Below are 19428 nucleotides of genomic sequence, written 5' to 3'. Positions count from 1 at the left end.
CCGGCGGTCGGCTGGAATTCGAGTTTTGCACGGGATGATGGCTGGAACACTCGGTCAGGCTCCGCTTGATCCGGACGACTTCCCTGCGTCCTCAATGACGTCGTAGTGGCATACACGCGGATCGAAGGAGAGCAGCTCGGCGACAGCGCCCGGTTCGACGACCGCCTTTTCGACATCTGACCCGGCAAATCTGCCGATGGCCTCCATCGATTGCCACCGGGTCTGCACCTGAAATTCGATTTCGGCATCAACTTTGCGCACGCTCAACTGCGCTCCGAGAAATCCGGCCGTCTGGAGCAATGCCGGAAGGACACTGGTTCTGAAGTGGTTGGGATAACCGTGCGGATTGGACGCCGCGGCGCGAGCGCGCCATTGACGAATAACCATCTTGCTCTCCTCGATGCGTTGCCGCCAAGCAGCGGCATGTGGACCTCAAATATCTAATGCACAACTCTGGCCGCGCTGAGCCAGGCTGGGCAACCACGTCGGCGACGTCAGCCAGCGTATCGTCGTCGACGCGGGGCAACTACAACTCGATTCGCTGTCGGCCCAAGGCGTCGCGGAACTCGATCGGGCCGGGGCGCGCGCTGCTGAGCAGTTCTGGTTTCGTAGACGCGTCTAAGCATCGGCACAGCCTACATATTGACTTGTATGATGCAACCCATATGGCCCGTCGCAGGCTGTGCCGCCTCGCGTTTGCGCATCTGGTAGGGGAGCCGCGACGGCGGCTCCCCAATTCCTCATACCCCGACGTGCACCGGCGCAGGGGCCGGCGTTCTGTCCCGCGAAAGAAGGAGCAGCGCAAGCGTTGCACCGGTGGCGGCGATGATCACACAGGCCCAAAAGCCCGCCGCATACCCTGCGGTCAGTGCTGCGGGGGTATCCGACGTCCCCGTCATCGAGACAGCGACGGTGGCGGTGATAGCTGCCCCCAGAGCAGCGCCAATCTGGAACATCGCGCTGTTTATCCCGGACGCGAGGCCTGCGTCGGCTTCCTTGACCTTCGAGAGAGCTGCAACGGAACCGGCAACGGCAGCCATTCCGATACCAGGCCCGAAGGCGATCAAGCCCGGAAGCAGATGCGCGAGGTAGGTGCCTTCGGGAACAATGAAGGTGAAGAGTGCGCACCCAGCGCCCATCAAGAGCATGGCGATCACGGCAATCGCACGCGCCCCGGCCCGGCCGATCCATTTACCCGTCAGTGTTGAGGAGACGATCGACAGGATTGCATAGATCATCGTGCCAAGGCCAACGACAAGCGGCGAGTAACTCAGGACCTTCTGGGCATAAAGCGACACCAAAAGTGCCATGCCGAATACGAGCGCCCCGGCGAAGAGCATGGTCAGGTTCCCGCCGACAAATGAGCGAGACCGAAAGATGGCAAGGGGAACAAGCGGGTTATTCACCCGCCTTTCGATCAACACGAATGCGCCGAGCAGTCCGAGCGTTGCACCCAACAGGCCCAGGGTTTGCGGATGGGCCCAGCCAACGCTGGGAACCTCGGTGATCGCCAGTACGAATGCCACGAGCGCCGCGGTAATCGTCACGGCGCCGCCGAGATCGAAGCCACCGCGGCTGCCGATAGCACGGCTCTCGCGCAGCGTGAACGGGCTGAGCCCCAGGATCATGGCGCAGATGGGGACATTAATGAAGAACACCCAGCGCCAACCGAGCCAATCGGCAAGCGGTCCACCCACCAGCAGCGCGGCGGTGGCCCCGCCGGCTCCCATCGCGGACCATAGCCCCAGGGCTCGATTCCGTTCATTTCCCTCGAAGGTGGTCATGAGGATCGATAGGGCGCTGGGGGTCAATACGGCAGCGGCAATTCCTTGAACAACCCGGGCACCGATGAGAAATCCTGGATTGCCGGAAAGCCCGCACGCCAGCGAGGCGACAAGGAAAGCAGCTGTGCTCGCCATAAACAGGCGCCGCCGACCCAACAGATCCGATACTCGACCCCCGAGAAGAAGAAGCCCGCCCAGAGCCAGCATGTAGGCGCTCATCACCCACTGCACCGCGGATGGGGTGAAACCGAGTTGTGCCTCGATCGAGGGTAAGGCGAGGAGGACGATCTGTCCGTCAAGGCAAACCATAAAGAAGGCTACGCAAAGTACCGCCAATGCAATCCAGCGTCGTGGATCGGGTGCGGCGGAAAAATTCTTGGATGGGATATCCATGGGAAAGTCCTTTTGCTTGCCTGCGGCGCGATAACGCCACGAGGGAGGCGCAAGGTGATTGACTTACCGCCGGTTTGGCAAGTACCTACTATTTTGTAGGTACCCTATCGGAGCGATGTGATGGCAACGAACTTACCTGAAGCCTGCGGCCTGGGGCCGGCATTCCTTGTGATCAGCGGCAAGTGGAAAGGCACGATCCTCTGGCTTTGCCGGAAGCAGCCGCGGCGGTTTGGCGAGTTGCGTCGCCTTATTCCCGACATGAGCGAGAAGATGCTCATCCAGCATTTGCGAGAGATGGTGGCGGACGGACTCCTTGACCGACACGATTTTGGGGAGGTTCCGCCTCGCGTCGCATACTCGTTGACTGACCTAGGTCTGGAGCTGGACGACGCTCTTGCTCCGCTTGCGCACTGGGGTCTCAAGCATTCGGATCGACTGACACGGGATCGACCAATGTCGCTGGTCAAGGCGTAGCGCCTTAGGTGCGGCGGTGTGCTGTGCGCGAGTATCGTTCCGACCTTGTTTGGGCCGACCCTCGAACAGCCGATCTTCGCCGAAAATGAGAGCAACTGCTCGGCCATTGCGGAGTTGATGTGGGGTGCGGCCGTCGGCCAAGACGACTTCGTGCTCCTCAAGGTCGATCTGGGCGTCGGCGGGCCATTGTCCAGCACGGCCGGCTTCGATGATCCGGCTTCGCTTCAGCGGTGCTCTGAGGCTCGTTGTTCCGCACCATTGCGGGTCCGTCACCCGATATCCTTACGCAGCGGCGCGCAGCTCTCGCCAACGATCAGTGCCGGCTGAAAAACGATGTTGCGCACGGGCTCCGACACTCTTTCCTCGATGCGGTCGACGAGCAGGCGCAGCGCTTCGTTGGTCATGTCGGCAATGGGATGTTCCGTTCTCGTCAGTCGCGGCTTCAGGCCTCCGGCGCCTGCGACGGTGTCGGTAGAGGCGACCGAGACGTCTTGCGGACAGCGCAAGCCGAGATCGGCAATGGCGCGCATCACGCCGATCGCCATGACGCCGTTCGCGACATAGATCGCCGTGGGACGGTCGGGCGAACCCATCATGTCGCGGGCCACCGAATAGGCGGCCTCCTCGCGAAATTCGCCGGACCTGACATGGCCAGGCTGCGGAGTTAATCCCCGCGCGGCCATCGCGTCGATCATGCCGTCAAGCCTGCCCTTGCTGGTCGACAGTTGCATCGGCCCGGTGACCGAACCTATGCGGCGATGCCCAAGATCGAGCAGGTAGTCGACCGCCTGCCTGCCGGCTGCCCGATTGTCTATGCTCACCGTATCGGCGCTGTTGCCTTCGATCGGTCGACCTAGAAGAACGGTTGCGATGCCTTCGAACTCATGCGGCTGATATTGATTTGCGGCGCCCACCGGAACCAGAACCATTCCGTCGCAACCGAGGGTGCGAATCCGCGACAGGATGCGCCGTTCGGTGTCGGGCTTTTCATCGCTGTTGAAGAGAACGAGTGAATAACCCCATGCCGCGACCGCTGCCTCGGCCGACCAGACGATGCGTGCGTAAAACGGGTTCGAGAGATCGGCCACCGCAAGGGCGATCAGCTGGCTGCGGTTGCGACGCAGATTGCGGGCGGCCAGCGACGGTTCATAGCGCAGCTCGCGAATGGCGGTGACGACGCGAGCCCTCAGCTCGGGACTGACAAAGGCCGTATCGTTCATGACGGCCGAAACCGTCGCAGTCGATACGCCTGCCGTTCTGGCGACGTCTTTGATGGTGGCCATTTTGCCCCGATAGCTAATCGTTTCGCTGAACTTTGGTTCAGATTTATCCCTGTGTCCAGCGGATTCATGCTTGCATTGGACTGCGTTTTGCAGGACGTTAGCGAAACGGTTTGCTGTCAAGGGGCTCTGACGGCAGACTAGGCGAAGGGAGGAACACCATGAAAAATCTAGCTTGCATTATTGCCGCAGGAGCGCTCTCGCTCGCGACGGCCAGCGCTGCCGCGCAGGACAAGCCGCTTCTTGGCGTTGTGTCGATAAGCGCCACCGAGGCCAACAATGTCCGCTACATCCAGGGCGCGACGAAGGCCGCCGACGAGCTTGGCTGGAAGACCAACGTCGTGGATGCCGCCGGCAGCGCCGACCAGGCGAACGCGGCGATCCAGAATTTCGCGCAGCTCAAGGCGGATGCGATCATCGACATGGTGTTTCCCTATTCGTCGATCGGCGCCGGTCTGGCCGCCGCAGGCGACGCTGGAATACCTGTGGTGACCTGGGGCGGCGGGCTCGGCTCGACCGTTGCCGCAACCAACGGCTCGGGCGGCCCGATGGCGATTCCGGTCGTGGATCTGATGGTCAAGAAGATGGACGGCAAGGGCTCGATACTGGCGCTCACCTACCGGACCGGCGAAGTCTGCCGGAACCGCGAAGTCGTCATGGACGAGATCGTCGCCAAACACCCCGAGATCACCGTCACCAAGAACGAGGTGCGTATTCCCGGCTATTTCGAGGACGGCGCCCAGTACGCCAATGCGTGGCTGGCGTCGCATCCGGCCGGCAAGGAAAACCTGGCGATCTGGGGATGCTGGGACGACCCGGCGATTGGCGCTATCGGCTCGTTGCGCGCCCAGGGGCGCGACGACGTTCTCGTCTACGGCATCAACGGCAATGCCCAGGCGCTGGAGAACATCAAGAATGGCTTCATGACCGCCACGGCCTGGCAGGACAGCTTCACCGAGGGCTACAACATGGTCAAGATGTTGAAGGACATCAAGGACGCAGGCGGCGCATGGCAAGCCAAGGCAGCCGAGGTTCCGGCGGTGCTGGTGACCAAGGAAACCGTCGACGCCTTCCTCAAGGACCATCCGGAAGCCATAAAGTAGGACTTGGTTTGGCGGCGGCGTTCACAAGAGGTGCGCCGCAGCCGGGCGGCGCTGAAATGACGGTCCCATTGCTGGTCGCACGCGATATCGCAAAGGCCTTCGGCGGCACCCAAGCGCTGAAAGGCGTATCGCTCGATATTGCGCCGGGTGAAATCCATGGCCTTGTCGGCGCCAACGGTGCAGGCAAGTCGACCTTCATCCGCATCCTCGCCGGACTGAACCATCCCGACGCCGGTCGTATCGAGCTCGACGGCCGCCGCCAGGAGATTGGCACGCCGCAGCGGGCGACCGAACTCGGCATGAGCTTCATCCATCAGGAGCTTGCGTTCGTGCCGGGCATGACCGTGCTGCAGAACATCATGCTGGGCGTCCCGAAGAAAACGCGCTTCGGGCTGACCGATTGGCGTGCAATCGCGCGTGACGTTGCGCCGATCGCCGGTCGCGTCGGCATATCGGCGCCGCTCAACGCCAGCGTGAAGGGACTTTCGACGGCCGAGATATGGCTGATCAACATTTGCCGCGCCCTGGTGCGCAAGGCGCGCCTGATCGTCATGGACGAACCGACCGCATCGCTTGCCGCAGGTGAAGCGGAACGGCTGTTTGCGATTGTCCGCGATCTTTCCGCGTCAGGGGTGTCGGTGCTCTACATCTCGCACCGGCTGGACGAGATCCTGAACCTGTGCACGCGCGTGTCGGTCTTCCGCGATGGCCGCTCCGTCGCCGAACTCGCCGGAGACGCGCTCCACCGCCCCGCGCTGGTCGAGGCGATCGTCGGCGGTGCAATTCGCGACACTCAAAGGACGGCCACCGCAAGGGCACGCGGCGGTGTCGTGCTGGAAGCGAAGAACCTGACGCGGGTGCGGAAAGTCCGCGGCGTCAGCCTTGAGCTTCACGCCGGCGAAGTGTTGGGCATCGGCGGCCTTATCGGCGCCGGACGAACGGAGCTCGCGCGGCTGCTTTTCGGGGCGGACCGGCCGGACAGCGGCGAGATGGCGCTGATGGGCCGGCCCTATACGCCCTCTTCCCCCGCGGCGGCCGTCCAGGTGGGGCTTGGGCTGGTCCCGGAGGAGCGCCGGGCGGAAGCGCTCTTCCTGTCCAAGAGTATCGCCTTCAATCTGAGCATCGCCAATCTCGACAGGGTCGCTTTCGGTCGCTACCTGCCGCTGATGAACCGCCGCGCCCGCACGTCTATGGCCGGCGAGATGATCCGCGCCCTGTCGATAAAGGCGCGGAACGCGAGCACGCCGGTCGGCCGTCTCAGCGGCGGCAATCAGCAGAAGGTGGCGATCGGCCGCTGGCTCCAACGCATACCGAAGGTGCTGATCCTCGACGAGCCGACGCGAGGCGTCGATATCGGAGCGCGCACCGAGATCCACCGACTGATCCGCCAGCAAGCCGAGGCAGGAATGGCGGTTCTGGTGATTTCGTCGGAACCGGACGAGTTGCCTGAGCTGTGCGATCGCGTTCTGGTGATGGCGGAAGGCCGCATCGTTCGCGAGCTGACCGGCCTAGCCATGTCGCGGAAGGCAATCGTCGAGGCAAGCTATGTCGAACCCTAAGCACTGATGGAGGACCATCCCTGATGAGCGATGTTGCGATAAGCGCCCGGCGTCTGTCGCCCGGAACCAAGGCGGCGCTCGGTATCTTTGCCCGCTATGGGACGATCATTGGGCTTCTGGCGATGATCGTCACGTTTTCGATCCTGTCGCCCGCCGCCTTTCCAACCGTGGGCAATTTCACCAATGTGCTGAACCAGGCTTCGCTGGCCATGATCATTGCCGGCGGGCTGACACTGGCCGTTGTCGTTGGCGAACTCGATCTCTCCATAGGCTTTGCCGCCAGCCTGCACGGCATTCTGATCACCGGCTTCGTCGTCCACGACAAGCTGCCAATCCCGCTTGCGGTGGTCATCGTCATCGCGCTGGGCGCGGTGATCGGTCTGGTCAACGGCTTCATCGTCACCAAGATCAAGGTCAATTCCGTCATTGCGACGCTGGGCGTCGGAACGATCCTTACAGGCCTGGCCTTCGCCTATTCCGCCGGCGTTCCCATTGTGGCGGGCGTGCCGGAGGCATTTCTCCAGCTTTCCCTTGGCCGCTGGCTGTTCGGCATTCCCAACAACATCATCGTCATGATCCTCGTTCTCGGCGGGCTTTGGGTGCTGGTCGAGCGAACGCCGCTCGGCCAGGAGATCCAGGCCGTGGGCGGCAATGCGGTGGCTGCCCGCCTTGCCGGCGTGAATGTCGATCGTATCAAGATCCTCGGTTTCGTCATTTCGGGAATGTGCGCGGCGCTGACCGGAATACTGCTTGCCTCGCGTCTCGGCAGCGGCACGGCCAGCGCCGCGGACTCCTACTTGCTCACCGCATTCGCGGCTGTGTTCCTTGGTTCGGCGACGCTGCGTGACGGGGAATTCCATGTGCTCGGCACATTGGTCGGCGCTCTCATCATCGCCTTCGGCTTCAACGGCCTCAACATTTTCGGCGCCCCGACCTTCTCGCAATATGTGTTGCAGGGCGCCATCCTGATCATTGCCGTGGGCATGGCGAGCCTGGGCCGCTCGCTGGCGGAACGCTGAAGGAGAAAGCATGACAAGCGAAAACACGCATTGGGAGGTTTACGTCGTCGAATTCGCCCGATCGAAGCAGCAGCCCTGGGTGGATCTCGTCGCAGGCATGTATGACGATGGCAAGGTCGATCTGCCCTTCTCCTTTGTCCTGCTACGCCATGGCGACCGCAACGTGCTGGTCGACACCGGCTTCATTCAGGAAACGAGCACAGCCTTCTCGCTGAAGTTCGACATTCCCCACTGGATTTCGCCGGTTCGCATGCTGGCCGAGCTTGGCATTGCAGCCGGCGCGATCACCGACATTTTTGTGACCCATGCGCATTTCGATCACATGGGATCGATCGCCGAGTTCCCGAATGCAAATCTCTATATCCAGAAAAGCGAATTGCTGTCCTGGTATGAGGCGATCGCATTGCCGCCGCGGTTCGGTTATCTCACCGCCATCATCGATCCCGACACGTTGCGCGCCGCCCTTGATGCATCGGTCGAACACCGCGTTTCGCTGATCGATGGCGACAAGGACGATGTGCTGCCGGGCATCCATGTACGGCTGGGAAGCGGCCACACGATCGGACAGCAATTCGTCATCGTCCAGTCCGCGCGGGGCAAACTGGTCGTCTCCGGCGACTGTGTCTATTCGAAGCGCCAAATCACCGGACACAAGCACGACGGCGTCTATGCGCCGCTGAACAATGCCGTCGGCAGTGTTTGGGAGCAGCTGAAGACCATCGACCGCATCAACACCGCGATCGGCGGCGATCTTGGGCAACTGATCGTCCTGCACGACATAGAGCGATGGAAGGGTCTGCCGGTCATTGCGGAAGTCGAAGGGTTCCGGATCGTCAGGGCCGGATAGGAAAATCGAAGGCGGCCTTCGCGGCAGCCTCTTCGTACGGACCTCGACCGGTGACGCAGCTCTCATGGGCCGCTCCGGCCGAAAGGACTGTCAAAGACTTACGAATTGCTGGCCGAAGCGACGGTGCTGAGGTTCGCTAAGCTACACGCACCGTGCGCTGCCTCGGCTTGATCGCGGTGGCGAGCAGCAGGCCGGCGACGATGAAGGCGGCGCCGGCGAGATCGTAGTCGTGCAAGCTTTCGCCAAGGAACAGATAAGCGAGCACGGCGACGAAGGCGGTCTGCAGATAGAGCAGCATGCTGGCGCGCCCGGCGCCAAGCGTCTCGACGCTGCGGTTGTAGAGATAGTACATCAGAGCGCCGCCCGGGCCGGCAACATAGGCGAGGGCCAGAAGGCCGTTCGCATGCAGCGCCGAACGATCCCCGGAAAACAGTTCCCAGAGATAGAGAGGCAGTGCGGCCAGCGCGCCGGCTCCCAGCAGCAGGACCACCATCGGCAGAAGCTCAATGCCGAATTTCGCGCGACGCAGCAGCACGGTGTAGAGGCCCCAGCAAAGCGCGCTGCCGACGATCCACAACTCGCCGGGATTGAACCGTAGCTGCATCAGCGCGGCAAGGTCGCCGCGCGCCACGATCACCACCATCCCAGCCAGAGCGACCAGCGCTCCAAGCGCTTTCCAGACACCGAGGGGCTCGCCAAGCACGAAGCGGGCAAGCACCATGGTCATGATCGGCGACAGCGCCATGATGATGCCGGCGGTTGTCGCGTTGGTGTAGTTGAGGCCCGTGTAGATCATGCCCTGACACAAGGTCAGCCCGATGGCGCCGATGACCAGCACCTCGATCACCCGGGATTGGATCAGCACGAGCATCGCCCCGTGATGACGATGGACGATAGGCAGCAGGATCGCGCAGGCGAGCGTCAGCCGCCAGAAGCAGAGGGCCCAAGGCGGCATCTCGGGGGCAACCCACTTGGCGGCAATATAGACGCCGGCGGACAGGAGCCAGCAGAGCGTCGCGAGGGAATAGGCGAGCGGAAGTGATGCGCCGGGTGTCGCCTTAGCTACATTTGGCTGTGCTATCGGCAGTGATTGGATATCCGTCTCCTCCCATCGCAGACTTTAGCAGATTTGCAGCGTTTTGCTAAGCAGCAACAACAGCTGTTTCACCGGCTGGTGCAATCGGTGGGTCATTGTGGGTCCCGCCGTTCACGGTCTCGTTCCATTCGAACGCATGTTGGCCCATGAGCAACTCGATACCGAAAAGCGCAAGCCGTATCGATTTCGCGCGATACGAATCTGAGATTCATATTGCGCGACAGATATTCGCGCGGTTGCCACAATCTTCTAGCGCCATATTTCTGCCGAGAGCAGATCTGTCGCGAATTCCTGGCCCTCGGATCACGAGCGCCGCTGTTTTTTTCGAAGCAATTGGAAGAATAAGCCACTGACTTCCGTTTGCACAAAGAGCGCGACACATATCCATGCGGAGGACGTCCGATGCATGCCGGCTTCCGAGGGAGCGTACTCGTAGCGGTGTTGGGCGCCGTCATGGCAAGCTGCGCCGGCATCCCGGCGCAAAAAACCGGGGCAATAACCGGCTATGGCCCCAACCCCACTTTACCGAAACCAAGACCGACGCTGATCCCGACTGTTAACATCGCCGAGGCGAAAGGCTGGCAGAAAGGAGGTATGCCGACCCCGGCGAAGGGGCTGACAGTGAACGCCTTCGCCACCGGCCTCGACCATCCGCGCTGGCTGCATGTGCTTCCGAACGGCGACGTTCTGGTTGCTGAAACCAATGCCCCTGCCAAGCATGACGAAGGCTTCAGTCTTAGAAAGGTCTTCATGGACCTGGCTATGAAGCGGGCTGGCGCCGCGACCAAAAGCGCCAATCGCATCACGCTGCTGCGCGACACCGATGGCGACGGCATTGCGGATGTGGGCACGACGTTCGCGGAAGGCCTCAATTCGCCCTTCGGCATGACGCTGTCCAAAGGCAAGCTCTTTGTCGCGAACACCGACGCGCTCGTCGCTTTCCCCTACTCCAATGGCCAGACCCGAGTCAGCACGTCGCCGGAAAAGATCATCGACTTGCCGGCCGGGGACCTCAACCATCATTGGACCAAGGACGTGATCGCAAGTCCGGATGGACGCAAGCTCTATGTCACCGTTGGTTCCAACAGCAACGTTGGAGAAAACGGCATAGCCGCGGAGAAGAACCGCGCCGCTGTCCTTGAAGTGGATCGGTCGACCCGCCGCACGCGGGTCTTCGCCTCGGGCCTGCGCAACCCGAACGGGCTCTCCTGGAATCCTGAAACTGGCGAGCTTTGGGTCGCCGTGAACGAGCGTGACGAGATCGGCGACGATCTCGTGCCGGATTACATGACCTCGGTTCGTGACGGCGCTTTCTACGGCTGGCCCTACAGCTACTACGGACAGAACGTCGACGAACGCGCTAAGCCGCAGCGCCCCGATCTCGTGGCGACGGCGGTCAAGCCCGATTACGCCCTGGGCTCTCATACCGCCTCGCTGGGACTGACCTTCTCCAAAGGCGCCCGGCTCGGTCCGACCTACGGCAACGGCGCCTTCGTCGGCCAGCACGGCTCGTGGAATAGAAGCGTGCACAGCGGCTACAAGGTGATCTTCGTGCCGTTCCATGGCGGCAAACCGAGCGGTCCTCCGAAAGATGTGCTCACTGGCTTCATCGGGCGTAATGGCGAGGCGATGGGCCGTCCGGTCGGCGTTGCTATCGATCAGACTGGCGCACTGCTCGTCGCCGACGACGTCGGTAACGTCATCTGGCGGGTCCGCCGGGCGAATGGCCGTTGAGCGCAGGTGCCTTTCTGATTCCGACCTCACCAGCCTTCGGCTACAGCGCCACGCCCGATATGGCTGCATTCGGCTACGATCTCGATGCATATGGCAGGCTGAGCGACCCGAGACATAGGTGACATTTTGTACCGGACACATGGGTAACACTTTTGGCTTTTGGCCGGAGGCATTTGGCTCGTCAGCTTCATGCACTATGATCTGGGATATCTCGACCTGGAACAGAGGACGTTGCAGACCATCGGCAATCCGTTCGGCACGAGATTGTCACCCATGTCTTAGGTACAAACTGTTACCCATGTCTCCGGGCTGGACAAATATCTGAATTTGGTAGCGGGAGACCGCTACATCGCAATACCCACTATCGAAGACGCGTCTTCCATTTTCGCCGGCATGCGGCGTAGCTGCAAACTACGAATCTGGGGTCAGGAGTTCGAATCTCTCCGGGCGCGCCAACATTTCAATGACTTAGAAGGACATCGCAGACTAGAGAGAGAAATTAGTCTGCGATTTAGTCTGCGGAGTTCATCGTCTTTCTCTGGTCTCGACATGTGAACGACGGAGAGTTCCTAGCCAAGGGTCCAGTCGCTAGGCTGATGCGCTCACCTCTCGACGTGAACGGTGCGCTGAGGCTTCTAACCAGGATTACACCTGCCGTAGCAGTAGGGAAGCTGAACGTCCGAAGTTGGCGCAATCGCGCAGTTCCCGAAACGAAAAGTCTGACCCGCAGACGACGAACGTCTGCCGCGACGTCAACGTCGGCTTTGCGGGGGCCTCGCCCTACGCCGGAATCCGTTTCGGCAACAAGGCACGAGCCCGGGATCCCAAACAACAACTGCAGAGGAGAGCGCTTTGATCCGGCGTTGCGTAGAGGATCGAATGACGCAACGGGTCGACAGCCGCACACTTGTGCCAGGAAGCGGATCGCCAGATTTGGCTCGAGAGCAGGCATTTCGGACTTTTGGGATAAGTCCGGTTCGGGGCATAGTTCATGCCGATGCTCGCGGGGCGCTTGAAGGTCTGGCTCTGACCTTCCGAGCCACGGAGCCGCAACTCCACTTTCGGCTACAGAACTGCTGGCCAACTCCAAGTTCAGATTCTGCCCAAAATGAGCGCCGCCAAGGAGAAGATGACCTTCGCCGATCTGGAGCCGCTGATCTGTGACGCGGACAACCTGGCCGACGTCTTGCTGACCATGCTGGAGGTCTTTTCCACAGTACCTGACGGGAATTTCGTTCTGACCCAAGCGAGGGGGAGCGCCTTTTCTTCATTGCCACCATTGCAGAGCAGATGACGCGGAAGGTTAAGAACGCCTACTACGAAACCCTCGGGGGCGCCGCGTCATGACCGCGCCTTCAGATGACCTCGACGACCTGCAATTCGATACTGGGAACCTGCACCACTTGCTCGAAGTGCTCTATGGCCAGACCATGGAACAGGAGTTCGAGCGCGACGGGAAGAGGGTCGCTTTGGCGGACCAAATAAGCGCGCTGGCCATGATCGCCCGCGACCTCGCCGAACGTCTGAACGAAGCGGCTGGAGCGTGTATCGACAACGCGATGGCCGACGCCAAGGCCAGAAAGGCGGCATCATGAGCGCCGTCCCGACCGTCGAACCGTTCTGCGTCTCTGACACGTTCGTCACTGGTGCCGGCCCACTCCAATTTATGGGCGACAATCTCAGGCTGACGCTGCATGTCCTGCAGCGCTCGACTTATGACGGCGGCACAGAAAATGCCGTGGTGTCAAAGATTGTTGGAAGTCGCACCGATATGCTGAAAATCGCCGCCGCCATTCTCCGTGCTTGCAACTCCCGGTCAACGCCAGCGGACAGAGCGGTGGAAAACTTCATGGAGTTCCTTGAAGGGCCCGCTGGGCGCCACTGAACCGGCACCCAGACGGAACTGCTAAGCCGCCGCCTCACGGTGGCGGGCTTTTTCCTTGCGTGTTCCTGTCGCTTTTGTCACTCCCCGCCTGCAGCAGCGTATTTTTTCGCCACTAAATCTCCGTCCTTAAGCTTCTTAACGGTAGTGGTAACATACCCGCTCTTTAGATCCGGCTTTGATCCATCATAGTGGACAGACCAAAGGTCATATATCCTTTTTCCAGAACGCCAAAATTTGTTGCAGTCCCTGTAGATTTTTGGATCACCCTTTGGCTTATTCTTGGCGCACATCTCATTACCACTTACGCTCCAAGTGCCCTTAAAAGTTGCCGTTACCTTAGGTTTGCCAAAGATTCCTTTGGTTGTGCCGTCAGATGCATAGTAAATGCTAGAGACGTCATAAATACCGGTCTTGCCTGAATATATCGCCTTGACCTTGGCTGCGGTTAATTCGACCGCGTCCTTCGGCAGCTTGCCGGCCCATGCGGACGCACACACAAAACTAGTCAAAGCGCCGCCTAACAGAAAAATTGCAAATGCACGCATAAAGACCTCCCTCTCTTTGCCCAAGCAATGACTAATTTAGCATTTCCTCAGAGGAGAATCGAGGCAGGAAATCGCCGACGTGAGGCACTTGCGCTGGCACACCCCGCTGCGCTGCGGCGCCTGCGGGTCGGGCATGTCGGTCAAGGACAGGATGGGTCGCCTGACGCGCATCATGTGCACGCGCGCCAAGGAATCGCGCTCATGCACCAATGTCAGGCCCTATGCGCTCGATCATATCGAAGCGACGGTCATCGACGGGTTGCGCGCCAGGTTGAACGACAAGGCGCTGATCGACCACTATGTCGCTGCCTACAATGACGAGCATCAAAAGCTCTATTCGGGGCAGGGCGCCTCGCGAAAAGGCCGCCCAGCGGCTCGACGCCGCCAGGCGCGAATACGACCGCGTGCTGAACGCCTATGTCAAAGGCATGATTTCGGAAGCCGAAGCCGAGCAGCGCTTGCCAGTGCTACGCGAGGAGCGCCAGCACCTCGAGGCCGAGCTCGCCGTGCTGCCGCAGCCGCCGAAGGTCGTGACGCTGAAGCCGGCGCTTGTCGCCCGCTACATCCGCGATCTGGAAGCGCTCGCCGCCGCGATCGGAGAGAATGGCTTCGTCTCGGAAGAAGCCAAGAAGATCGTCCGCGACGTCGTGTCGACCGTGACAGTCTACCCGCCGAAGGCAGGCGAGCAGCCGTCGATCCTGATTGATGGATACCTGTCAAACATGGTCGACCAAGGCCTTGGCCACCTCGTCTCCGTTCGGGGGGAGCGATGGTAGCGGGAGAGCGCTACCGCCTTTCCCCAGACCCTATAATTTACCAGTTCAGGCTTCGTTGCTGCGGTTGAGTAGAGCCGTCTGCTGGGAATCAAATTCGGGGGTCAGCAGTCTAATCTCTTCGGTCGTGCCAGATATCTTAAACGAATCAAAATCCAGCGCTTTGGTCCGGTGTTGAAAGGCAGCTTCGCGCCTGATTTCGGTCATAGAGATCAGCTTCGCCGCGTCCTGAAAGCAGACATCGCAAGCGAGGACTCCGGAGGTCGCGGTTGTCGCGCAGATCGTGGCCGTTACCGCGCCGCCGATTTTCTGGAGTGATAAGCCGCGCCCGACGCGGCGAATTCGTAACCCTACTCGGCGGCCGTCTCCGATGGCGCCTCTGCCGGCCCCGAAGGCTCGGCCTCGGCACGGGGCTTGCGCCGTGAAAACAGCGACCTGAGCGTGACGTAGAACACCGGCGTCAGGAACAGGCCGACGAAGGTGACGCCGAGCATGCCGGAGAACACCGCGGTGCCCAGCGACTGGCGCATTTCTGCGCCCGGGCCCGTTGCGATCATCAGCGGCACGACGCCGAGGATGAACGAGAAAGCGGTCATCAGGATCGGCCGCAGCCTGAGCCGGCAGGCTTCGACGGCAGCCTCGGCGGCCGACAGGCCGCGTTCCTGCGCCTGGCGCGCGAATTCGACGATCAGGATCGCGTTCTTGGCGGCAAGCCCTATCAGCACGATGAGGCCGATCTGCACGAGGATGTTGTTGTCCAGCCCTCGGAAAGACACGCCGAGCAACGCCGCGAGCACGCCGAGCGGCACCACCAGCACAATGGCGAACGGCAGCACCCAGCTTTCATATTGCGCCGCCAGCGCCAGGAACACGAACAGCACCGACAGTCCGAAGATATAGACAGCGGCATTGCCGGTGTTGCGCTCCTGATAGGCGAGCTCGGTCCATTCATAGGAGGTACCGGCCGGCAGCGTCTTTGCCGTGATCCCTTCCATCAATGCCAGCGCGTCGCCCGTGGAAACGCCGGGCGCGGCGTTGCCCTGCAGCGGCACCGAGACGTACATGTTGTAGCGCTGGACCAGCGCCGGGCCGGTGACGTCGCGGATCTCGATCAACGTGCCGAGCGGAACCAGCGCGCCGGTCGCCGAGCGCACCTTCAGTTTCAAGATGTCGGCGCGATCGAGGCGGAACGCCTGGTCGGCCTGCGCCCGCACCTGGTAGACGCGCCCGAAAGCGTTGAAGTCGTTGACGTAGGCGGTGCCCAAATTGATCGACAGCGTCTCGAAGATGTTGGGGATCGGCACGTTCAGGATGCGCGCCTTGTCGCGATCGATCGCCAGGAAGAATTGCGGGCTCGACGCGGAGAACGTGGTGAACACGCCCGTCAGCCCCGGCGTCTTGTTGGCCATGCCGGCGATTTCGTTGGCAAGCGCCAGGATCTGCCGCATGTCGGCGCTGTTGCGCTCCTGGATCTGCAGCTTGAAGCCGCCGGCATTGCCGACGCCGCGGATCGGCGGCGGCGGCAGTGCGATAATGAAGGCTTCCTTGATGCTTTGCAGGCTGCCGAACAGATTGCCGATGACCTGGGTCGCCGACTGGCCGGCTTTCAGTCGCTCGTCAAACGGCTTGAACCTGGCGAAGATCACGCCCGCGTTGCTGGCGTTGGTGAAGGTCGCGCCGGAGAAGCCGGCGAAGGCGACTGCGTAGTCGACGCCTGGCGTTTTCTGGATGATCTGCGACGCCTGCTGGATGACCGCATCGGTCCTCGACAGCGAGGCGCCGTCCGGCAACTGGACGACGACGATCGCATAGCCCTGGTCGAGCGACGGAATGAAACCGCGCGGCACCGCCTGCACCATGTAGACCGTGGCGTAGATGAGGGCCGCGAAAACGGTCAGCATGGCGGCGATCGTTATCCACGACCCGACTAGCACGCGGATGATGCTCGAATACCAGTGGGCGACCCTGTCGAAGCCGCGATTGAAGCCGTCGGCGAGCGCCCGTCCGAACCGCGCCAGGAAAAAGCGCGGCGGCGCCGCCGCAGCGTGATGCGGCTTGAACAGCAGTGCCGCCAGCGCCGGCGAAAGCGTCAGCGAATTGAATGCCGAGATCGCCGTCGACACCGCGATGGTGATCGCAAACTGCAGGTAGAACTGCCCAGAAATGCCGGGGATGAAGGCTGTCGGTACGAACACGGCTATCAGCACCAGCGAGATCGCGATGACCGCCGTTCCGACTTCGTCCATGGTCAGGTGCGACGCCGGATTGGGCGCCAGCCCTCTGGCGATATTGCGCTCGACGTTCTCGACCACGACGATCGCATCGTCGACGACGATGCCGATCGCCAGAACGAGGCCGAACAGCGTCAGCATGTTGAGCGAGAAGCCGGCGGCGTAAAGCACCGCCAGCGTGCCGATCAGCGACACGGGGATCGCCACGATCGGCACGATCGCCATGCGCCACGATTGCAGGAAGACGATGATGACGATGATGACCAGCAGCATCGCCTCGAGGATTGTCTTGTATACCTCCTGGATCGACTCGGCGACGAACTCGGTCGGATTGTAGACGATGTCGTAGCTCAACCCCTTCGGGAAGTCGCGGGAAAGCTCCTTCATCTTGTCCTGGATCTCCGCGGCTGCGGCGAGCGCATTGGTGCTCGGCCGCTGGAAGATGGCGAGCGCCACGGCCGGTTTGCCGTTGAGATAGGAGTTGGTGACGTAATCCTTGGCGCCGAGCTCGATGCGCGCCACGTCCTGCAGCGAGATCAGACGGCCGTCGTCGGTCGATTTGACGATCACGTATCGGAAGTCGCGTGCGTCGTTGAAGCGGCCTTGCGTGGTGACCGTGTACTGGAACGCCGTGCCGGTGCTGGTCGGCGGCGCGCCGATCGAGCCACCCGACACCTGGACGTTCTGGTCGCGCAGCGCCTGCACCACATCGCCCGAGGTCATCCCCAGGGCTGACAGTTTTTCCGGATCGAGCCAGATGCGCAGCGAATATTCGCGTTCGCCGAAGATGATGAGGTCGCCGACGCCGTCGAGTCTGAGCAGTATGTCGCGCACCCGCGAGCGGGCGTAGTTCGAGACGTAGAGCTGGTCGTAGGTATTGTCGGGCGACAGCATGTGCACGACCATCATCAGGTCGGGCGAGCTCTTGGTGGTGGTGATGCCGAGGCGGCGGACTTCTTCGGGCAGGCGCGGCTCGGCGACCGACACGCGGTTCTGCACCAGCACCTGCGCCTGGTCGAGATCGGTGCCCAGCTTGAAGGTGATGGTCAGCGCCATCGCCCCGTCGCCCGATGAATAGGACGACATGTAGAGCATGCCCTCGACGCCGTTGATCTCCTGCTCGATCGGCGTTGCCACCGTCGCTGCGACCGTCTCGGCGTCGGCGCCCGGATACTGCGCGCGAACGACGATGGTCGGCGGCGCGATCTCGGGATATTGCGCGACCGGGAGCTGGGTATAAGCAATCCCGCCGAGGATCAGCAGGACGATCGAAACGACCGATGCGAAGATCGGACGGTCGACGAAGAAATGTGCGAACCTCATTGCTGCAACTCGGCGGTCTCGGCCTTGGGCGGCAACGTCATCATCTCGACCTTCACCTTGGTGCCGGGCCTGGCGTGCATCAGCCCGTTGACGATGATCGTCTCGTCGCCGGTCAGGCCCGCGCGGATCACCCGGTAGCCATCGAGAAGCGGGCCGGTGCGCACAGGCTTGGCCGACACCATCCCGGCCTCATCCACCAGGAACACGATGCGGCGATCCTGATCGGCGCCGATCGCCTTGTCGGGCACCAGCACGCCGCTATGCGGCAGCGACCCCGGCACGTTGATGCGCCCAAACATGCCTGGCTGGAGAATGCCGTCGGCGTTGGGAAAACTTGCACGCACCCGCATGGTGCCGGTCGCGTTGTCGATCCGGTTCTCGGCAAAATCGAGCTTGCCTTTGAATACCGCCTCCGCGCGGTCGGCGACGCGAACCACCACCTCGAGCCCGCCGGCGCCTTCCTGCATGCTGCCGCCACGCTCCTTCGCGTCGCGGGCGTAGCTGAAATACAGGCGCTCATCGACGTCGAAATAGAAGTCGATCGGATCGCGCGTAACGATGGTCGTCAGCAAGGTAGAATCCGGCTGCACGAGGTTGCCGACCGACACCAGCCGGCGGTCGATGCGGCCGGACAAGGGCGCCTTGATCTCGGTGAATTCCATGTTCAGGCTGGCCGTCGTCAGCGCAGCCGTCGCGCCCTGCATCTGCGCCTGCGCCGAAAGGTATTCCCGCCGGCGGTCGTCGACCGTCGCGGTTGAGATATTGCCGGTCTTGGCGAGTTCGTCGGCGCGATCCAGCTGCATCTTGGAGAATTCGAGCAGACTCTTGGCGACGTCCACTTGCGATTTGGCGGCATCATAAGCCGCCTGGTACGGACGCTGGTCGATGGTGAAGAGCAGGTCGCCCTTGTTGACCAGTGCGCCGTCCTGGAAGCTGACCTTGTCCAGATAGCCGCTGACGCGCGAACGGATGGCGACCTGGTCGACGGCTTCGAAGCGCCCGACGAACTCGTCGTCCTCGACGATTTCACGGACCACCGGCTTGGCCGCCGTCACCGCGGGAAGCTGCTGGTCCTGCGCAAACGCAGTGCTGCTGAAAGCCATGCCGAGCAGGAATGCCGTCGACATGGCGGCGCGGGCAAGCCAGCCGGCCGATCGACGGGGTCGCCCGCCCGCGTCGCGATGCAATTGCCTATTCTCTGGGGTGTCCATTTGCGTCCTCGCTCGCTGGACCGGAGGTCGGTTGATCCGCTTCTACGCTCAGGCTTCTCGTCGAGATCAGAGCACTGCAGTGTTGTGCATGGCAACATGATCATTTTCCATGTGGGCTGAAATGTCCACCCTGTGGCTGCCCCGCCACCGGGCTAAAAGTCAGTCGCGAAT

At 61.8% G+C, this 19428-nt stretch carries 19 protein-coding genes and 2 pseudogenes; 13 read left to right on the top strand and 8 right to left on the bottom strand.

Going from position 1 to position 19428, the window contains the following annotated elements; all coding sequences use genetic code 11:
- Positions 1–54 precede the first annotated feature (54 nt).
- Together NKH29_RS10955 and NKH29_RS10950 are read right to left on the bottom strand one after the other, a co-directional pair.
- Complete coding sequence (locus tag NKH29_RS10955) at positions 55–387, bottom strand: antibiotic biosynthesis monooxygenase family protein (RefSeq protein WP_352482021.1); 333 nt, start codon at positions 385–387, stop codon at positions 55–57.
- A gap of 353 nt (positions 388–740) precedes the next feature.
- Entirely contained in the window at positions 741–2177 is a 1437-nt protein-coding gene (locus NKH29_RS10950) for an MFS transporter (protein ID WP_352999583.1), read from the bottom strand.
- A gap of 120 nt (positions 2178–2297) precedes the next feature.
- On the opposite strand from NKH29_RS10950, the gene NKH29_RS10945 reads away from it, so the two are divergent.
- Both NKH29_RS10945 and NKH29_RS10940 read left to right on the top strand, forming a co-directional pair.
- Positions 2298–2651, top strand: coding sequence for a winged helix-turn-helix transcriptional regulator (locus NKH29_RS10945; RefSeq protein WP_023720297.1), 354 nt, complete (start codon positions 2298–2300; stop codon positions 2649–2651).
- Between the two features lie 18 nt (positions 2652–2669).
- The gene (locus tag NKH29_RS10940; protein WP_156948117.1) at positions 2670–2978 is read left to right on the top strand and encodes an ROK family protein; all 309 of its coding nucleotides are present in this window, start codon (positions 2670–2672) and stop codon (positions 2976–2978) included.
- Here the strand turns inward: NKH29_RS10940 and NKH29_RS10935 are convergent.
- Positions 2921–3934, bottom strand: coding sequence for a LacI family DNA-binding transcriptional regulator (locus NKH29_RS10935; RefSeq protein WP_023720298.1), 1014 nt, complete (start codon positions 3932–3934; stop codon positions 2921–2923). The genes NKH29_RS10940 and NKH29_RS10935 overlap by 58 nt on opposite strands.
- Positions 3935–4092: 158 nt before the next feature.
- Here NKH29_RS10935 and NKH29_RS10930 point away from each other — a divergent pair, with 158 nt between their 5' ends.
- Genes NKH29_RS10930 through NKH29_RS10915 form a run of 4 tightly spaced genes read left to right on the top strand, consistent with a single transcriptional unit; the run spans position 4093 to position 8459 of the window.
- Positions 4093–5034 (top strand): sugar ABC transporter substrate-binding protein, encoded by a 942-nt coding sequence (locus NKH29_RS10930; RefSeq protein ID WP_023720299.1) that lies wholly within the window; start codon positions 4093–4095, stop codon positions 5032–5034.
- 56 nt (positions 5035–5090) lie between these two features.
- Positions 5091–6593, top strand: coding sequence for a sugar ABC transporter ATP-binding protein (locus tag NKH29_RS10925; RefSeq protein WP_352999581.1), 1503 nt, complete (start codon positions 5091–5093; stop codon positions 6591–6593).
- Between the two features lie 23 nt (positions 6594–6616).
- Complete coding sequence (locus NKH29_RS10920; protein ID WP_352482025.1) at positions 6617–7612, top strand: ABC transporter permease; 996 nt, start codon at positions 6617–6619, stop codon at positions 7610–7612.
- 10 nt (positions 7613–7622) lie between these two features.
- Positions 7623–8459: an N-acyl homoserine lactonase family protein gene (locus tag NKH29_RS10915; RefSeq protein ID WP_023720302.1), complete on the top strand. Its 837-nt coding sequence runs from the start codon at positions 7623–7625 to the stop codon at positions 8457–8459.
- Between the two features lie 136 nt (positions 8460–8595).
- On the opposite strand, the gene NKH29_RS10910 is transcribed toward NKH29_RS10915, so the two are convergent.
- Positions 8596–9555, bottom strand: a complete 960-nt coding sequence (locus tag NKH29_RS10910; protein ID WP_023720303.1) for a DMT family transporter — start codon at positions 9553–9555, stop codon at positions 8596–8598.
- A gap of 402 nt (positions 9556–9957) precedes the next feature.
- On the opposite strand from NKH29_RS10910, the gene NKH29_RS10905 reads away from it, so the two are divergent.
- The 5 genes and pseudogenes from NKH29_RS10905 to NKH29_RS10890 all read left to right on the top strand — a co-directional run bounded on the left by NKH29_RS10905 (position 9958) and on the right by NKH29_RS10890 (position 13174).
- Entirely contained in the window at positions 9958–11289 is a 1332-nt protein-coding gene (locus NKH29_RS10905) for a PQQ-dependent sugar dehydrogenase (RefSeq protein ID WP_352999579.1), read from the top strand.
- A gap of 168 nt (positions 11290–11457) precedes the next feature.
- Positions 11458–11571 (top strand): annotated as a pseudogene (locus tag NKH29_RS32625) (transposase); the annotation flags it as partial.
- Between the two features lie 826 nt (positions 11572–12397).
- Positions 12398–12583, top strand: coding sequence for a hypothetical protein (locus NKH29_RS10900; RefSeq protein ID WP_352999577.1), 186 nt, complete (start codon positions 12398–12400; stop codon positions 12581–12583).
- A 49-nt stretch (positions 12584–12632) separates the two neighbouring features.
- Entirely contained in the window at positions 12633–12884 is a 252-nt protein-coding gene (locus NKH29_RS10895) for a hypothetical protein (RefSeq protein ID WP_352482027.1), read from the top strand.
- Complete coding sequence (locus tag NKH29_RS10890; protein ID WP_352999575.1) at positions 12881–13174, top strand: hypothetical protein; 294 nt, start codon at positions 12881–12883, stop codon at positions 13172–13174. The genes NKH29_RS10895 and NKH29_RS10890 overlap by 4 nt, the downstream gene beginning before the upstream one ends.
- A gap of 77 nt (positions 13175–13251) precedes the next feature.
- On the opposite strand, the gene NKH29_RS10885 is transcribed toward NKH29_RS10890, so the two are convergent.
- Positions 13252–13719 carry a hypothetical protein gene (locus tag NKH29_RS10885; protein ID WP_352999573.1) on the bottom strand — a complete coding sequence of 156 codons (468 nt, stop codon included), beginning with the start codon at positions 13717–13719 and terminating at the stop codon, positions 13252–13254.
- Positions 13720–13798: 79 nt separating this feature from the next.
- On the opposite strand from NKH29_RS10885, the pseudogene NKH29_RS10880 reads away from it, so the two are divergent.
- Together NKH29_RS10880 and NKH29_RS10875 are read left to right on the top strand one after the other, a co-directional pair.
- Positions 13799–13972 (top strand): annotated as a pseudogene (locus tag NKH29_RS10880) (recombinase zinc ribbon domain-containing protein); the annotation flags it as partial.
- Between the two features lie 61 nt (positions 13973–14033).
- Positions 14034–14495, top strand: a complete 462-nt coding sequence (locus NKH29_RS10875) for a hypothetical protein (protein WP_023719289.1) — start codon at positions 14034–14036, stop codon at positions 14493–14495.
- 45 nt (positions 14496–14540) lie between these two features.
- Here the strand turns inward: NKH29_RS10875 and NKH29_RS10870 are convergent, their stop codons facing one another.
- The 3 genes from NKH29_RS10870 to NKH29_RS10860 all read right to left on the bottom strand — a co-directional run bounded on the left by NKH29_RS10870 (position 14541) and on the right by NKH29_RS10860 (position 19173).
- Positions 14541–14699, bottom strand: coding sequence for a hypothetical protein (locus tag NKH29_RS10870; RefSeq protein WP_352482029.1), 159 nt, complete (start codon positions 14697–14699; stop codon positions 14541–14543).
- Between the two features lie 143 nt (positions 14700–14842).
- Positions 14843–18046, bottom strand: a complete 3204-nt coding sequence (locus tag NKH29_RS10865) for an efflux RND transporter permease subunit (protein ID WP_352999572.1) — start codon at positions 18044–18046, stop codon at positions 14843–14845.
- Entirely contained in the window at positions 18043–19173 is a 1131-nt protein-coding gene (locus tag NKH29_RS10860) for an efflux RND transporter periplasmic adaptor subunit (protein ID WP_352999638.1), read from the bottom strand. Before NKH29_RS10860 ends, NKH29_RS10865 begins: the two co-directional genes overlap by 4 nt.
- Positions 19174–19428 lie beyond the last annotated feature (255 nt).

The sequence above is a fragment of the Mesorhizobium sp. M1295 genome, from assembly GCF_040318135.1.
Lineage (GTDB): Bacteria > Pseudomonadota > Alphaproteobacteria > Rhizobiales > Rhizobiaceae > Mesorhizobium.
Note: the sequence above shows the minus strand (reverse complement) of the source record. Positions and strands in the feature narration are given on the sequence as shown.

Coding starts and splice junctions, on each gene's coding strand:
- NKH29_RS10955 (WP_352482021.1), bottom strand. CDS start 387: ATGGTTATTCGTCAATGGCGCGCTCGCGCCGCGGCGTCCAATCCGCAC.
- NKH29_RS10950 (WP_352999583.1), bottom strand. CDS start 2,177: ATGGATATCCCATCCAAGAATTTTTCCGCCGCACCCGATCCACGACGC.
- NKH29_RS10945 (WP_023720297.1), top strand. CDS start 2,298: ATGGCAACGAACTTACCTGAAGCCTGCGGCCTGGGGCCGGCATTCCTT.
- NKH29_RS10935 (WP_023720298.1), bottom strand. CDS start 3,934: ATGGCCACCATCAAAGACGTCGCCAGAACGGCAGGCGTATCGACTGCG.
- NKH29_RS10930 (WP_023720299.1), top strand. CDS start 4,093: ATGAAAAATCTAGCTTGCATTATTGCCGCAGGAGCGCTCTCGCTCGCG.
- NKH29_RS10925 (WP_352999581.1), top strand. CDS start 5,091: ATGACGGTCCCATTGCTGGTCGCACGCGATATCGCAAAGGCCTTCGGC.
- NKH29_RS10920 (WP_352482025.1), top strand. CDS start 6,617: ATGAGCGATGTTGCGATAAGCGCCCGGCGTCTGTCGCCCGGAACCAAG.
- NKH29_RS10915 (WP_023720302.1), top strand. CDS start 7,623: ATGACAAGCGAAAACACGCATTGGGAGGTTTACGTCGTCGAATTCGCC.
- NKH29_RS10905 (WP_352999579.1), top strand. CDS start 9,958: ATGCATGCCGGCTTCCGAGGGAGCGTACTCGTAGCGGTGTTGGGCGCC.
- NKH29_RS10900 (WP_352999577.1), top strand. CDS start 12,398: ATGAGCGCCGCCAAGGAGAAGATGACCTTCGCCGATCTGGAGCCGCTG.
- NKH29_RS10895 (WP_352482027.1), top strand. CDS start 12,633: ATGACCGCGCCTTCAGATGACCTCGACGACCTGCAATTCGATACTGGG.
- NKH29_RS10890 (WP_352999575.1), top strand. CDS start 12,881: ATGAGCGCCGTCCCGACCGTCGAACCGTTCTGCGTCTCTGACACGTTC.
- NKH29_RS10885 (WP_352999573.1), bottom strand. CDS start 13,719: ATGCGTGCATTTGCAATTTTTCTGTTAGGCGGCGCTTTGACTAGTTTT.
- NKH29_RS10875 (WP_023719289.1), top strand. CDS start 14,034: ATGACGAGCATCAAAAGCTCTATTCGGGGCAGGGCGCCTCGCGAAAAG.
- NKH29_RS10870 (WP_352482029.1), bottom strand. CDS start 14,699: ATGACCGAAATCAGGCGCGAAGCTGCCTTTCAACACCGGACCAAAGCG.
- NKH29_RS10865 (WP_352999572.1), bottom strand. CDS start 18,046: ATGAGGTTCGCACATTTCTTCGTCGACCGTCCGATCTTCGCATCGGTC.
- NKH29_RS10860 (WP_352999638.1), bottom strand. CDS start 19,173: ATGTCGACGGCATTCCTGCTCGGCATGGCTTTCAGCAGCACTGCGTTT.